The organism is Eisenbergiella massiliensis, from assembly GCF_003435485.1.
The window spans coordinates 184,706-199,361 of record NZ_QVLV01000002.1 but is presented as its reverse complement, the minus strand read 5'-3'; the positions used below and the strand labels follow the sequence as shown (position 1 = coordinate 199,361).

The 14,656-nt window shown below is 44.3% G+C and carries 15 protein-coding genes; 13 read left to right on the top strand and 2 right to left on the bottom strand.

The window, feature by feature from the left end:
- Nucleotides 1-5 precede the first annotated feature (5 nt).
- The 7 genes from DXC51_RS03460 (at nt 6) to DXC51_RS03430 (ending at nt 6,427) form a co-directional block, all read left to right on the top strand.
- A complete protein-coding gene (locus DXC51_RS03460; RefSeq protein ID WP_243003127.1) occupies nt 6-1,847 on the top strand; it encodes an ABC transporter ATP-binding protein in 1,842 nt (613 codons plus the stop codon).
- An 85-nt stretch (nt 1,848-1,932) separates the two neighbouring features.
- Nucleotides 1,933-2,721 (top strand): class I SAM-dependent methyltransferase, encoded by a 789-nt coding sequence (locus tag DXC51_RS03455; RefSeq protein ID WP_117543718.1) that lies wholly within the window; start codon nt 1,933-1,935, stop codon nt 2,719-2,721.
- 225 nt (nt 2,722-2,946) lie between these two features.
- Entirely contained in the window at nt 2,947-3,537 is a 591-nt protein-coding gene (locus tag DXC51_RS03450) for a hypothetical protein (protein ID WP_117543716.1), read from the top strand.
- A gap of 2 nt (nt 3,538-3,539) precedes the next feature.
- Nucleotides 3,540-3,986, top strand: a complete 447-nt coding sequence (locus tag DXC51_RS03445) for a hypothetical protein (protein ID WP_117543714.1) — start codon at nt 3,540-3,542, stop codon at nt 3,984-3,986.
- Between the two features lie 46 nt (nt 3,987-4,032).
- Entirely contained in the window at nt 4,033-4,758 is a 726-nt protein-coding gene (locus tag DXC51_RS03440; RefSeq protein ID WP_117543712.1) for a hypothetical protein, read from the top strand.
- A gap of 47 nt (nt 4,759-4,805) precedes the next feature.
- Nucleotides 4,806-5,654: an ATP-binding cassette domain-containing protein gene (locus tag DXC51_RS03435; RefSeq protein ID WP_117543710.1), complete on the top strand. Its 849-nt coding sequence runs from the start codon at nt 4,806-4,808 to the stop codon at nt 5,652-5,654.
- Nucleotides 5,651-6,427, top strand: a complete 777-nt coding sequence (locus DXC51_RS03430; RefSeq protein WP_117543708.1) for a hypothetical protein — start codon at nt 5,651-5,653, stop codon at nt 6,425-6,427. The genes DXC51_RS03435 and DXC51_RS03430 overlap by 4 nt, the downstream gene beginning before the upstream one ends.
- Nucleotides 6,428-6,541: 114 nt before the next feature.
- Here DXC51_RS03430 and DXC51_RS03425 read toward each other — a convergent pair whose 3' ends face one another.
- Both DXC51_RS03425 and DXC51_RS03420 read right to left on the bottom strand, forming a co-directional pair.
- Nucleotides 6,542-7,648 carry a Gfo/Idh/MocA family protein gene (locus DXC51_RS03425; protein ID WP_025489809.1) on the bottom strand — a complete coding sequence of 369 codons (1,107 nt, stop codon included), beginning with the start codon at nt 7,646-7,648 and terminating at the stop codon, nt 6,542-6,544.
- 117 nt (nt 7,649-7,765) lie between these two features.
- Entirely contained in the window at nt 7,766-8,494 is a 729-nt protein-coding gene (locus tag DXC51_RS03420) for a ThuA domain-containing protein (RefSeq protein ID WP_021635790.1), read from the bottom strand.
- Between the two features lie 138 nt (nt 8,495-8,632).
- Between DXC51_RS03420 and DXC51_RS03415 the strand changes: the two genes are divergently transcribed.
- The 6 genes from DXC51_RS03415 to DXC51_RS03385 all read left to right on the top strand — a co-directional run bounded on the left by DXC51_RS03415 (nt 8,633) and on the right by DXC51_RS03385 (nt 14,637).
- Complete coding sequence (locus DXC51_RS03415) at nt 8,633-9,415, top strand: AraC family transcriptional regulator (protein WP_117543706.1); 783 nt, start codon at nt 8,633-8,635, stop codon at nt 9,413-9,415.
- A 305-nt stretch (nt 9,416-9,720) separates the two neighbouring features.
- Nucleotides 9,721-9,999 (top strand): CD3324 family protein, encoded by a 279-nt coding sequence (locus tag DXC51_RS03410; protein ID WP_025489812.1) that lies wholly within the window; start codon nt 9,721-9,723, stop codon nt 9,997-9,999.
- A 416-nt stretch (nt 10,000-10,415) separates the two neighbouring features.
- Nucleotides 10,416-11,054: a DUF1062 domain-containing protein gene (locus DXC51_RS03405; RefSeq protein ID WP_117543704.1), complete on the top strand. Its 639-nt coding sequence runs from the start codon at nt 10,416-10,418 to the stop codon at nt 11,052-11,054.
- A 464-nt stretch (nt 11,055-11,518) separates the two neighbouring features.
- Entirely contained in the window at nt 11,519-12,895 is a 1,377-nt protein-coding gene (locus DXC51_RS03395; protein ID WP_117543700.1) for an ABC transporter substrate-binding protein, read from the top strand.
- Between the two features lie 60 nt (nt 12,896-12,955).
- Nucleotides 12,956-13,843 (top strand): carbohydrate ABC transporter permease, encoded by an 888-nt coding sequence (locus tag DXC51_RS03390; RefSeq protein ID WP_117530572.1) that lies wholly within the window; start codon nt 12,956-12,958, stop codon nt 13,841-13,843.
- Nucleotides 13,843-14,637: a carbohydrate ABC transporter permease gene (locus tag DXC51_RS03385; protein WP_117543698.1), complete on the top strand. Its 795-nt coding sequence runs from the start codon at nt 13,843-13,845 to the stop codon at nt 14,635-14,637. Before DXC51_RS03390 ends, DXC51_RS03385 begins: the two co-directional genes overlap by 1 nt.
- Nucleotides 14,638-14,656: the final 19 nt, after the last annotated feature.

The following is a 14,656-nucleotide window of genomic DNA, read 5'->3' as shown; positions in this document are numbered from 1 at the left end:
AAAGAATGAAAGGAGAGAAGAGCAGTTTTTCTGAGAATATAGGTTTAATAAAGAGGGCTTTATCCATAATTTCACAATTATCGCCTAATATGTTAAATATCAATTTAATAAAAGCATTTATAGATGCCTTAACTCCTTATATAGCAATCTGTTTGTCAGCTTTGATTATTGACGAATTGGCCGGAGAGAGAAATTCTGATGTATTAATTTGCTGTGTTCTTATTGTAATATCAGGCACTTTGTTTTTCAATATATTATCTATCTTTTTGCAAGAAAAGATAAATATTATGAATGTGTCGTTTCATCATGAATTCAAAAAATTTCTGAATAACCTTAAGCTGAAATTAGATTATGACAAAATGGAAGATCCAAAGTATAATGAGCTTCATTCCAAGATTGTGGGCTCCATGTTTATGACAAATGGAGGGATTACAAGTATCATTGACCTGATTACAAGTATGGCAGCTAACAGTATCTCATTTATAACTGCAGTGATTATCATTGCAAGAGTTCTTATAAAAACATCTGGGAAAAGTAATCTTTTTTCTTCATTTGGAGCCGGCTTTTTATACACTTTAATTATAATTGGGTGTATTGCATTGACTGTAAGAAATTCTCGCAAAGAAAGCAAGGAGGAATTTGGCCTTTATAAAAATTGTGCCACGAACCGCTATGTTGATTATTACCATTTTAATTACATGGAGGATGATAAGGCTGCCAAAGATATACGTATCTTTAAACAAAGAGATTTAATTATTGATGAATTGTGGAATAAAGCCCGCAAACCCTGGATGAATATCTTAATCAGAAGATCCGGACTGACACAAAAGTATTTTGGTACCAATGTAATCATTTCAACATTTATTGGTGGATTTACATATGTTGTTATTGGTTTAAGAGCACTTAAAGGATATATCAGTTTAGGTAATGTATCTCAAAGCTACGCGTCCATCGTAATTCTGATTTCTTCTATTCAAAATCTTTTTGTTTCGGTATCACAGATCATCAGTAATAATGATTATCTGAAAGTTTTGTATGAATATATTGATATATCGAAGATATCGTCCAAAGAAGGTCTGATTCCAAAAGCACAAAAGGGCTGGGAAATAGAATTTCATAATGTAAGCTTTAAATATCCCTCAGCAGATGAATATGCATTAAAAAATATATCTTTTAGGATAACATCAAACAGCCAGACCGCTGTTGTTGGAGTAAATGGTTCCGGTAAAACGACAATGATAAAATTGTTATGTGGGTTTTATCAGCCTCAGGAAGGATATATCACTTTGAATGGGATCAGGATTAATAATTATGATCGTGATGCATACCTTGAACTATTCTCTGTTGTATTTCAGGATTTCAGGATCTTTGCATTCCCAATAGGAGAAAATGTTGCAGCTTCTGTCCATTATGATGAAAACAGAGTATGGGATGCGCTAGCGAAGGCTGGTCTTAATGAGAAGACTGAAAGCCTGCCTGAAAAGCTTAACCAGTATCTATTTAAAAATATAGATGCTGAAGGTCTGGAAATCTCAGGCGGAGAAGAGCAGAAGCTTGCAATTGCAAGAGCTTTCTATAAAGATGCCCCTTTTATTATTTTTGATGAGCCTACTGCAGCTCTTGATCCAATTGCAGAATCTGAAATTTATAGCAAATTTAATCAGATTGTCGGTACAAAAGCAGCCATATTCATTTCACACAGACTTTCATCCTGCAGATTTTGCAAAAGGATATTGGTATTCGATCAAGGAAAAATTATTCAGTGCGGAACACATGATGAGCTTCTTCAAAACAGGAATGGAAAATACTATGAATTATGGAATGCTCAGGCACAATACTACCAATAATATGCAGAAGGGAAGAAACAGTAATTAAGCGCTGTTATAAACATGCAAATATATATATACTAATAACCAGAATTGGAGAAAATAAATGAATTATTTTAATGAAAACAAAAAGGCCTGGGAAGAGGCCTTCGAACACAAACTTCCCGGATGGGGAGAAGAAAACTACGAAAGGCTGATGAATGAACACCTTCCCTTTTTTTGCCCTGATTTGGCAAAAGAGCTGGAAGCCATGGATTTTAAAGGGAAAACAGCAGCGCAGTTTTGCTGCAACAATGGGCGGGAACTGCTTTCTCTGATGCAGCTTGGCGCAAAGGAGGGCTATGGCTTTGATATTGCGGAAAACATAATCGGTCAGGCCCGCGATACGGCTCAAAAGGCCGAAATTGACAATTGCCGGTTTACTGCCTGCAACATTCTGGAAATACCGGAGGAATACAACAACCGCTTTGATTTTGTGATGTTCACCATCGGTGCAATTACCTGGTTTGAGGATCTTGAGCAGCTATTTTCCAAAGTGGCGGACTGCCTGAGGCCGGGCGGCATTCTTCTTATCCATGATTATCATCCTCTTATGAATATGCTGGCCATGCCCGGTGAGCCTGCATTTGATGAAAAGCACCTGAATCAGATTGCCTATTCTTATTTCAGGAGGGAACCATGGATCGAAAATGAAGGAATGGGATATATGTCGGAGCAATATGTCTCCAAAACCTTTACCAGTTTTTCACACACCATGTCCGACATTATCAATGCGGTCTGCTTTTCGAAAATGAATGTATGCAAACTGAATGAGTATGACTACGATATCGGTTTAACGGAAGCATATGATAAAAAAGGGTTCCCTCTGTCATTTCTTCTGATTGCGCAGAAATAACATTTTCAATGTGTAACATGTATAACTTTCAAATGATATAGCAAATATTCTTAAAGGATCTTTAAGAAATAAGTAATTGCTGTATGCATTCAGAAAATGGTATAATAGTCCTTGCAATGAGCAAAAATATGCCGGCTGCCAGTGCATGCCGGTATATTTTTGCCGGGGCAGGACTCTGGCACAGGGCATGCTTTGCATTTACTAAAGAAGAAAGGAAAAAAGACAATGAGGGACAAGGAAACAGAAAAATTTGAAAGAGTGGGCAGGAGCTATATCCTGCTTGTGCTGGCAGCAGGGATTATCCTCCCGTTGGTCGCATCATTAATCATGTGTATTGTTATGGGTGAGATCAGAGTGGATCTGGTTCTCGCTATGTCGCTTATTTTCGGAATTATGATCTGGATTATCATGCTGATGATGATTGCATGGGGTAATTTTTCGAGCCTGTTTGTAAAAAAGACGGCGAAGGAGGTTGACTCGCTTCCTTACCGGTTTGACAGCTCTTTTCAGGGGAGAGGCGGAATTCTCTATATCGACATGACAAACGGCGTGATTGGCTTTATTTCTTCCTACAATCCTTTTAAAATCCAGATTTTCAATGCCTCCCGCATTGACCGTATTGAAACAATCGCTTCCGCCATGACAGGGATACGTTTTGTTTTTTATCTGGATGGTAAAAAAATAACCATGCCGACCCTTCTGACCAACCGGGTGGTGAGTACGAAATCCGGAATAGGTGCTGAGGCGGTATCTAAGGCCGATGCCTTCGTGGAAATACTGAAGGCGGCAAAGGCCAGGGCGGAAGGAAGGATGTAGCAATGGGCTGGTTATATTATATGCCGGAAATTCTCTTCGTTATAGCGGCAGTAATTGCGGTTTTTGGCGTCATTTCCCTGATACGTGCGCTTGCCGCCGATACGGAAGGCAAAATTCTCTGCCGGAAATGCCAGGCTCCTGCTGTAAAATCTTCTACCCGTACTTATCTGTTCCTGATACCTGCCTCTTTTGAGCAGGAGTATGGGGATCCCGAGGGGTATCTGAGCAGGAATATGAAGCCGATTGCGGGAAAGGAGCAGATCCCCACAGGACGGCGCGCATGCTGGCTTGAGGTTTTCACCTGTACCAAATGTGATGAAAGACAGGTGCGGATCAAGGATTTCCTTCAGGTGAGGGGAGAAGAATATCTGAAAGGGACTTATATTCTCCCTTATGAGCCATTCCGTCCCCTGACGGAACAATGGGAGGAAATGAACTGGGGCAGGTAGCACCGGTAATATCAGAAAGGATCTGCAGACCGCAGGAGAATAATCTATGGATAAGTTTTTAAAAATACTGGATTTCGTACTTGTGATTGCAGCCATAGTACTGGCTGTATATGTAGGAAAAAATATCGGGCTGGAATATCTGATGCGGGGCAAGGAGGAGCCTGTTACCCTGTCCATGACTGAGGGCGGCCTTCCTGAGGATTACATCGGCAGGCCTGCCGGCGGGGATATCCCCCTCATTGAGGACGGACATAGCTGGGAGGAAGCCTGGGCAACTGACTATATAACGATACAGCCTGTGGGCATTATATCCACAGGAGTAGGTGCCCTTCATCCCTGGGTTGACGCATACACCACCCCGACACGCAGAAACAGAGGCGGCTGGAAAGCGCCTGTAATAACCAATACAGCATTGGACGTTTTCAACGAATATGGGGAATTCTATCTGCTTCAGCTGCCGGATGAATCGTACATACTGGCCCAGCTGCCGATGGAAGAGGCAAGGAAGCTGAAAATGGGAAAAGAAATCACCCTGCCCGTCGGCCGGAAAATACCGCTTAATATGCAGGCGAAGGGCAGCCTTGATGGAATCTGCTATGAATATGATGTTCCCATGGATGATGTTTTTTACTGCATTAATGATAAATGGAATGATTCCCATGAATTCGGACTTTTTCTGCTGCGCATCGCAATTGCCGTTCTGGTATTGTTTTCCTTTGGAACCGCATTCATTATGCTGGCAGAGAAGATTTTCAAACGGGAGAAAAAGTAATAATCGGTAATTGATTACCGCCAGCAGAAAACGGCAGGAGAAAGAGCGTGGGACAATTTATTATTGAGGCAAGTAATATCAGAAAGAAATACGATGACAAAACTGTACTGAAAGATATTTCACTACAGGCGCAAAGAGGGGAAGCTGTTGGCCTTGTGGGCGTAAATGGCTGCGGAAAAAGCACGCTGCTGCGGATTCTGGCCGGCCTCAGCAATCCATCCTCAGGAGAAGTGAGCCTGCAGGCAGGAACCCGCATGGCCTTCATTCCCGACCGTTATGAGAAGATCAATATGACACTTGGAAAGTTCATGGAGCATATGTATCTTATGGAAACGGAAAGAGAAGGCCGTGACCGTATGGCGCATTATCTGCATCAGTTTCATCTGGAGACCATGCTGAAAACTCCCATGAAATATCTTTCCAAAGGAACGCTGCAGAAGGCGGCGGTGATTCAGGCTCTGCTTGGGAAAAGAGATCTGATGTTTCTGGATGAACCCCTTTCCGGACAGGATACGCTGTCCCAGATGACCCTGATACAGGAGCTGCGAGAGAGAAAAGAAAAGGGAATGGCGCTGATTATGGCCTGCCATGAAACCTATCTCATTGAAGAGCTGGCTGACCGGATTTATGAGATCAAAGAAGGAGAGCTGGCTGACGGCATTCCCTATGTGTATGGAACACACAGAAAACAATGCAGCCTTCTCTTTAAGCCCTGCAGCAGGCAGGGTGTAATGGAAATCCTGAAGCAATGTCTTCCTGAAGAAGGCTGGAATATTACGGATTTTGGGACAATCTGCAGAATAGAGGCCGATACCGCTCTGGCGGATAAGCTGTTCGGAATCTGCCTGGAAAAGCAGTGGCATATTGTCAGATATGAGGAGGCGGATGAGACATGACAGCTGAAACGAATGCTCCAGGTTCAAAGCGTTTTACCCGGGCGGCACATCTTCTGGAAATCTTCCGTTATGAAAGGGAAAAATATAAGCACAGCAGCCGGATGATCCTTCCGGCCATCCTTTTGTTTTTTTATCTGGGTTTAGCCTATTCTATGGCGCCCCAGTATGTACTTGACAGCTTCAGCATCTGTTCCCTTGTGGTATTTCTCCTGATGCTTGCCATGGGGGTTATGTATGAGGATATTATCTTTCCCATGATTGATCAGACCGTATTTATCAAAACGGAGGAAAAAGGGCTGCTGTTTGGCGGCCGGTGCCTTCTGGTGGCTTATATCAGTCTGGAGACTGCCGCTGTCAGCGCGGTGTATCCTTTTTTATGCGATCTGGTGAATAAAAAAGGGTTGTTTATGAGACCTCTGACCGCTGCAGATATCATCAGCGCTTTTTTCCTTTTCTGGATTATAGGGATCAGTGGAGGCATTACGGGACTTTTTGCCAACAGGAGGATTTTCCATAAGAGAGAAACAGCCTTGATTCTCAGTGTGTTAATGGGACTGATTATAGTCCTTAAAGGGGCTGTGGGCGAAAAGTTCGCTGCCGTACGTCTGGTGACCTGGGTTCTGCCGCCGGTATATGATTTAAGTGTTAATTATTGTGCTGAGGAATACTTTCATTTTTCCAGGCTGTGGATTTATTTCTTCTGGATGGCAGCTTACACAGTGCTGGAGACTTGGATCTATGTTAGGATAATGATAAGAAAAAAGTTTGAATAATTTCTGGATTATTACCAGCATACCTGAAAATCTGCTGAAAGATAAGTGCCTGCCTTCCCGGAAAACCAGGAGAGCAGGCACTTTATGATTTACCAAACCGGTCAATGAAGAACATTAATCGAGGATGCCGCGGACAGGGTTATGAGCCATGGCAGGGCCTCTCTCATAGGTGGTTTCCAGTTCCAGATAGCGGCCCTCAAGGCTGCTTTTTTCAAAAGCGGTCATGATTTCCAGTACATGCAGAGTCTGGCTGCAGTCTGCCCTGCAGGCCCTTCCGGTGCGAAGTGCTTTTGCCATATCGGCGACACCCAGGCCGCGGCTGTTTTCCTGATAATCGAAGGCCAAAGGAATTTCCTTGAAGCTGCCGTCTTCAGGGCGCAGGAGAGTGATGCTCCCGCCGAAGCAGTTGGGATCAGGAACGCGCAGGGTGCCTTGTGTCCCATAGATTTCAAGTTTATCCTGTCTGTCATAATACACGTCAAAGGTGGTGGTAACAGTAGCTACCGCACCGTTTACGAACTGAAGGATACCATTTACATGGGTTGGAACCTCCACCGGAATTACAGTACCGCACTGGGGTTCGCTGGTAATGGTGCGCGTTTCAAAGGATTTTGCAGTCAATCCGGTCAATCCTTTAACTCCGCCCAGAAGGTTGACCAGTGCAGTCATATAATAGGGACCCATATCCATCATGGGGCCGCCTCCGTACTGATAGTAAAAGGCAGGTGCCGGATGCCAGCTCTCATGCCCATGGCAGATCATCTGCGCTGTTGCGCCTATGGGCCGGCCGATAAAGCCATCGTCAATGAGCTTACGGCAGGTCTGGATCGCCGCCCCCATGAAGGTATCAGGCGCTCCTGCGAGAAGCAGTCCTTTTTCCCGGGCCAGGGCAACCAGCTCCTTGCCTTCTTCCAGAGTGGCCGCCAGCGGCTTTTCACTGTATACGTGCTTTCCCGCCAGAAGAGCCGCTTTGGTGGTGGCATAATGTTCAAAGGGGCGGGTGAGGTTAAGGACGATTTCCACCTCCTCATCCTGAAGCATTTCTTCCATAGAGGTATAGGCTTTGGGGATTCCATATTCTTTCTGGGCCTGTGCTGTTTTTTCCGGAATAAGGTCATAAACGCCGATTACCTCCACTTCCTTAAACAGCCCGGTCAGATTTTTCAGATAAATTCCGCTGATGGCACCCAGTCCCAGAATGCCGATTCTTACTTTTTCCATAATTACTCCTTTCCGGCAATGCTATGTATCGGTTCAGATAGTTGAATTATTACAGGTATCATAACGGCTCAGTTCCGTCACAGATACTGCGCTGGCCTGCTGGGGAATATCCGGATATCAATACATTTTTGCCGTATTTTCAAACCGCTCCGTGGTCAGCTTGTGCTCTGAGGCATATTCTTTACCCTGAGCTGCCCAAAGCATACCGCGCTCCATAAGAATCTGTGCCTCAGGGGATTTTTCAAAAACGTCATCGTGATGTCCCAGCGAATTATAGAACACCCGGCCGTTGCCCCAGAATTTTGTCCAGGCTACAGGCATATCCACTTCTTTATTGGAAATATGATAGTAGGGAACAATGGGGAAACGTGTGGTTGCAAGCACCTCTACCGCCGGATCCACATGCAGATAATATTGTTCGCTGCATACCGGGAAATCCTCCAGGCCTTCCACAATAGGGCTGGATCCCTTGCAGATATTAACCTGATAGGAGATGCCATCGCCGCCGGGATGGCTTACCCACTGTCCACCAGTCATAAATTGCCATTCCACATCCTCACGGAACGCATCGCACATCCCACCGTGGCATCCGGCAAGTCCGGTGCCGGCCGCTACGGCCTTCACAATGTTTGCCCTTGCTGCGGCATCGATCTTGCCCATTGTCCAGCAGGGAATAATAAGATCCTGACGCATCAGCAGATCCAGATCAAGAAGCACCTCCTGATTGTCGTAAATCTTGCATGTGTAGCCGTTTTTCTCCATCAGCTTCGCAAATCTTGCGGCGACCTTGACCGGTTCATGGCCATCCCATCCGCCCTGGAAAATCAAAACATTTTTCTCTGTCATAGCAAATCCTCCGCTTTTCTTGATTATGCTTGTATTATAGCAGGACGGCGCGTATAATGATTGCCATAACTAAAACATTAGTGGCCATAAATTGCGGTCATTCCAGCCACAGGCAATATTCCGGGAGGGAGAAGGGGAATGAATCCTTTTTATGAAAGGCGGAGCGGCAGGCTTCAGATCGGTGTATCGGACAATATGAATTTTCCGGCGCATCTGCATGATGATGTGGAAATGCTTTATTGCATGGAAGGGGAAATCCGGGTTTCCGTTATGGGGGAAACAAGATTGCTGCAAAGCGGCGAATGCGCGGTTATTTTCCCCGAGCGGGTACACAGCTATACGACGGAGCATACATGCAAAGCGCTTCTTTTGATTTTCGGTTCGGCCATCGCCGGAGCTTATGCGGGAAGCATCCGGAAATATTATCCTGCCAATCCTTTTTTGGGGAAAAAGGATATCCCAGCGGATGCCGCCCTTGCTTTCAGACGGCTGTGCAAAAAAGAAATAAACTCTGATCCGGGCCTGTGCGGCGCCTGGATCCAGGTGGTACTGGCGTATCTGTTTCCCCGCCTGACGCTTTGCGAAGATGAAAGCCCGGAAAATATGGATCTGACCTATCGTCTGGTACAATACATTATGGAGCATTTCCAGGAGCCTCTGACCCTGGAAGAGCTGGCAAAGAAGCTGCATGTTAATAAATACTACCTGTCCCATACCTTTTCCGGCCGCCTGCAGATGAGCTTCCGGGAATACCTGAACCGTATCCGCCTGGAATATGCCATGCAGCTCATACGCACCACCGGAAAGCCGCTGACGGAAATATGGGAAGATGCAGGTTTTGAAAGCCAGAGAAGCTTTAACCGTGTTTTCCGGGACGCGGCGGGGATGACGCCTAAGGAATACAGGAGCAGAGGAATGTAGCATCAGTTCTTGCTGGACTGATGCAGCACCATAGTATATAATGAGGAAAGGTTAAGGCAAAAGGAGGGTGGTTGTTGTATGACTACAGATATATATTCTGCATAGCAAAGGCTATTGCAGACAATAAATCATATAATATGAAAGACTTGTAATAGCCTTTGCTCATCCGGGAAACTATTCCCGCGGACAGCAGGCCGGCCGGATATGCAGTGAACACTGCCAGGTTATATATCCAATTGGCTTCTGCCGAGGGAATCAAATGTCCGCAGCTTACTGCGGGGGATTTGACTTTTCAGGAGGGCAGAATGGGCTACAGAAAGGCAGAAAAAATATTGCCGCCGGAGGTGGTGGCACTGATACAGCAATATGTGGACGGAGAATATATTTATATACCAAGGAAAGAAGAAAACAGGAAATGCTGGGGAGAATCCACGGATTACCGCCGGGAAATGGATGAGAGGAACCGCCGGATTTATGAGGACTATCTGTCAGGCATGAAAACGGATACATTATCCATGAAGTATTTTCTTTCTGAAAAAAGTATCCAGAGAATTATTGCAAAAGAGAAAAAGAGACCGGCATGAGCAGCCGGAGGGGAAAGGATTTCGTAAACCGCAGGGCGGGACGGGATCCTTTTTTTTGTTCAGCCATGACTGTTCAGTTCCTTGAACTGTCAGCTTGGCGCATCATTTTTTCAGAAAAGAATTTGGGAGCGCCGCAGCCGGTTTGAAATGTTACAATACAAAAGCCGGCAAATACAGGGAAAAAAGAATAGTTAAAGCAACAGTCCGGTTATCTGAATTGTTGCCGGTAAGGACTGTTCTTTTCCCAAGAGGGAGGATCGATTTATGACAGAAGATATTTTTCATGCATAGCAGAAGCTATTGTATGAAATATAATAACTGTGAAGATATTGAACAGTTTATCGACTTAAAAATATAAAATAGCTTCTGCTTCCGTATATGTCAATCAGACACAATAAGGAGATGCAGACAAGCTTATGAAAATAGAAAAATGGGCCATAGTGCCTAAAACCGCACCTGAAATCATCAGAAACTGTCCGGGATGCCGTCGGAAAACGGCATTTCACAGCAGTGAAAGCTTCCGGATAAATGCCAATGGTAATAAAATAGATGTGTGGCTTATCTACCGGTGTGAAAAATGTAATTTTAGCTGGAATCTGGATATTTATACAAGGATCTCTCCCGGTTTCCTGGACAGAAGGCTGTACGAACGTTTCCAGCGAAATGACAGGACAACAGCATTAGAGTATGGCTGCTGTAAGGAGATTTTAAGCCGGAACAAGGCGGAAGCGCTGTGGGAACAGGTGGAGTATGATGTAGAGATTACGAAATTACCTTTGCTTCAGACGCAATTGTCTCAGAAACAGTATAAAAAGACACAAATATCCCCGACTGAATGTGGGCAGGAATTTATCAAGGAAAAAGTCCTGGTAGCTATTTACAATCAATATGGCTTATCGCTGAGACTGGATAAGTTGTTATGCAGCCATTTCGGCTGGTCCAGAAAAGAAGCTGTAAAAATGGAGGAAGAAGGGTTTCTTCGTATATTGTCCGGGGGAAAAGGTTGCAAAGCCAAAATACCGAAATTTATGGAAATAGAGATATATGAATCGTAAAACAGATTTTAATTATCACATGTTCAGCACTTTATGCTGGCCAGTACAGCGAATGCGGTGACTCGCTAACAATAACAAGTTGACAATCAATGATAGAACAGACTTATTTAAAAAATACCGGTTCCCTGACAATGGAACCGGTATTTTTTGCATTATACATTCATCTGCTGAAAATCATTTGTCCGTCTGGATTATACCGCCATCAGAATATCATATATCCGCCTGTATTATATCTCTATCAAAATACCAACTTCCGTCTCATAAAAATGTTTGCTTACAATATGCAAAAAGGCTGTATTATAAGCAATTTTACAATGCGGCCAATTAATCATAATCACCAGCTTATAAAATTCTAAAAAAATAACACATATTTCAATAAATAATGGGTATAAGTGCACAAAATAAATTTATATAATAATTTTGTCAACTAAAAACAAATGTATTGAATTGTGGAGGAATTCGTTATGAAGAGAAGGTTAGGATGTATGGTGTTAGCAATTCTTATGGCGGCTTCACTGACGGCAGGTTGCGGAAACAGCCCTGCCCAGACAGGAGGGAGCGCGGGAAGCGAAGCTCCTGAGCAGGGCACTGGTAAAAATACTGCTCAGTCCGAAGGAACGCAGGAGCAGGTGACAATCAATTTCCAGACATGGAATCCGGGTGAAGGGGCAGCTATTGATGAGGTCATTGCAGCTTTTGAGGAAAAGTATTCCAACATCAAAGTAAATCATGTTTATATGCCCTATACTGATCATGTGGAAAAGCTGAAAATTGATCTGGCAAGCGGCGAGGGAGCCGATGTTTTCGGAATGCAGACAGGTGCAACAATCAAGGAATTCAGAGACTTTGAGATGGATTTGACTCCATATGCGGAAAACTCCTGGGGCTCCGACTGGCAGTCACAATACATGGACTTCTGCATGGATCTCCTGAACGAGGACGGGCACTATTACGGCCTTCCTTTAGGACTTACCTACGCCGGCTTTACCTGGGCGGATGTAAATATGCTTAAGGAATATGGTCTGGAAGTCCCCGGCTCCTATGACGCTCTGAAAGAATGCGCCCGGGTTCTCAGGGAGAATGGACAATATCCGCTTACCATTGGAGCTAAAGATGCCTGGATTAACATCGATACATGGATGAGCATGGCAAATGATATCAATTCAGAAAAGCTGTACTCAGCAATTGAGGGAAAAACGCCTTTTACCGATCCTGATCTGGTGGAATCCTTCAGAATCTGGCAGTCCTGCTTTACGGAAGGGATTTTTCAGGACGGAGCGTTAGGCGTGGGTGTTTATAATGATACCTCAGACCTTTTTGAAAAAGAAGGAAGCATTCCCATGATACAGAATGGTTCCTGGGCCGCTGGCTTTTATGTAAGCGGTGATCCGGACCAGGATAAGGTATTCAATTCGGAAGGCGCGGACCATGATATTTTTCTGATTGACTGGAATAACGACGGCAAGGTCTGTCCGGTTACGGCTTCTGTTGACGTATGTCTGTGCATGAATAAAAACACTAAGAATGCGGATGCGGCCTGGACCTTTATCGATTTCATGCTGCATGAGGGACAGGATATACTGATAAACCATTATTTTTCCTATTGTCCTTCCAGAAAAGATCTGGATCTGAAGGTACAGGGAATGAACCAGGATGGGCTTGACAACCTGGCTTACATATTGGAACAGGCTGAAAATAATCTGGGCGGCTATCGTGAAATGGCTTATGCGGATCTGAAACAGGTAATCAGTGACCAGCTGACGGTCCTTGCCTTAGGGGAAGCCACACCGGAGGAAGCGGCAGCCACAATTGAAGCCGCTTCGCAGACACAGTCCCGATAACCATAATACCCGCAGCGGTGCCCGGACAGGGGCGCCGCTGTATTGAAAGGAAGGGCAACCGTGAAAAAGAAAGATTATTCAGGCTACCTGTTTATCCTTCCCATCATAATATTGTTTCTGATATTTATTGTCTATCCTATATGTTACAATTTCGTTATCAGTTTTTTTGAATGGAATGGGATTAATATCGAAAAATTATTTGTGGGATTCGATAACTACAAAACGGTTCTTCGTGATCCGATAATGCGTAAGATTATTAAAAACTTCGTTGTTTTTGCGTTGTTCACCATAATCATCCAGGCATTTTTCGGGTTGGTATTTGCCAATTTTTTTATCAGGCAGCTTAAGTTTTCGCAATTTTACCGGATTATTTTTTATATCCCGGTAATTGCTACCCCTGCAATTGTAGGTAATGTTTTTTCCAAAATTTTCGAAACAAACAGGGGATATCTGAATGTATTCCTGCGGTTCCTTCATTTGGACGGCTTCTGCCAGCAGTGGCTGGCCGATCCCAAATGGGCGCTGGTATGTATTATTTTCGTAAATATCTGGCAGTGGACCGGCTACAGTATGCTGATGTACTACGCAAACATGCTGAATATTCCTCAGGATCTTTATGAAGCGGCGACCATTGATGGCGCAGGGCAGATACAGCAGTTTGTGAAAATCACTTTTCCGCTGCTTCGTGGCACCCATTATACGCTTTTCATTATGGGAATGCTGGGATCGCTGAAATGCTTTGATCTTCCCTATGTACTGACGAAGGGAGGCCCCAATTATGCGACGGAATTCTTTTCCACCTATATTTATAAACAGTCCTTTAATCTGTTTAAGCAGGGTCCCGCCTCCGCAATTGTAGTTGTGATGTTTCTGATTGCAATGATAATAACGCTGATACAGCTGAAATTTTATTATCGGAATGATAAGGATAAGGAGTTGGCAGGCTGATGAGAAAATCATTACTTTTTAAAATAACCGGACAGCTGATCTGTCTGGCGGCTACCGCGGTATTCCTGTTTCCGCTGGTGCTCATGGTAATCCGCTCTTTTCAGGGAAGTGGCATCAATAATTATGTGCAGGTTTTTAAAACGGTAAATCTGGCGCCCAATTTCCTTACCAGCATCGCGGTTGTTTTCGGTACCCTTGTCATTGTATCTGCTGTGGCGGCAATGGCGGCTTTTGCCTTTTCCAAGCTGGATTTTCCTTTCAAAAAGGCGATTTACTATATGCTTTTAACGGGAATGATGATACCGACCTCTGCATTGATTTTCCCATTGTTTCAAATCGTAAAAGGGCTTAAAATAAATAATACCCCTTTTTCCCTGATTTTTCCGTACGCAACCCTGAACTGCTGCTTTAATTTGATGGTACTGAAAAATTATTTTGATGCGCTGCCCAATGAATTAATGGAATCCGCCCGAATTGACGGCGCGGGAAAGGGACGGATTTTTACAAGCATCATGATGCCTATCGCTGTACCCGGACTGGCTTTTGTGCTGATTCAGACATTTCTTTCCGCCTGGAACGAGCTGCAGATGGCAATGATTTTTATAAATGACACAGCGTTGCAGCCGATTTCGGTAGTCCCGCTGCGTTTTACACAGACGGCAGGAGTACAGGGCTTCCCTCTGGAGGTTATGTATGCGGCGTTGGTCATCTGTCTGAGTCCGATTGCAGTTTTTTACATCTTTGGTTCCAGATTTTTAATCGCCGGACTGACACAGGGAGCCATCAAAGGATAAGCAGTCCCGAAAAGAGGAA

Bases quoted from the DNA above. Each gene is read 5' to 3' on its own strand.
- DXC51_RS03455 (WP_117543718.1), top strand. From the start codon at position 1,933: ATGAATTATTTTAATGAAAACAAAAAGGCCTGGGAAGAGGCCTTCGAA.
- DXC51_RS03445 (WP_117543714.1), top strand. From the start codon at position 3,540: ATGGGCTGGTTATATTATATGCCGGAAATTCTCTTCGTTATAGCGGCA.
- DXC51_RS03425 (WP_025489809.1), bottom strand. From the start codon at position 7,648: ATGGAAAAAGTAAGAATCGGCATTCTGGGACTGGGTGCCATCAGCGGA.
- DXC51_RS03415 (WP_117543706.1), top strand. From the start codon at position 8,633: ATGAATCCTTTTTATGAAAGGCGGAGCGGCAGGCTTCAGATCGGTGTA.
- DXC51_RS03430 (WP_117543708.1), top strand. From the start codon at position 5,651: ATGACAGCTGAAACGAATGCTCCAGGTTCAAAGCGTTTTACCCGGGCG.
- DXC51_RS03450 (WP_117543716.1), top strand. From the start codon at position 2,947: ATGAGGGACAAGGAAACAGAAAAATTTGAAAGAGTGGGCAGGAGCTAT.
- DXC51_RS03385 (WP_117543698.1), top strand. From the start codon at position 13,843: ATGAGAAAATCATTACTTTTTAAAATAACCGGACAGCTGATCTGTCTG.
- DXC51_RS03420 (WP_021635790.1), bottom strand. From the start codon at position 8,494: ATGACAGAGAAAAATGTTTTGATTTTCCAGGGCGGATGGGATGGCCAT.
- DXC51_RS03395 (WP_117543700.1), top strand. From the start codon at position 11,519: ATGAAGAGAAGGTTAGGATGTATGGTGTTAGCAATTCTTATGGCGGCT.
- DXC51_RS03405 (WP_117543704.1), top strand. From the start codon at position 10,416: ATGAAAATAGAAAAATGGGCCATAGTGCCTAAAACCGCACCTGAAATC.
- DXC51_RS03440 (WP_117543712.1), top strand. From the start codon at position 4,033: ATGGATAAGTTTTTAAAAATACTGGATTTCGTACTTGTGATTGCAGCC.
- DXC51_RS03460 (WP_243003127.1), top strand. From the start codon at position 6: ATGAAAGGAGAGAAGAGCAGTTTTTCTGAGAATATAGGTTTAATAAAG.
- DXC51_RS03410 (WP_025489812.1), top strand. From the start codon at position 9,721: ATGGGCTACAGAAAGGCAGAAAAAATATTGCCGCCGGAGGTGGTGGCA.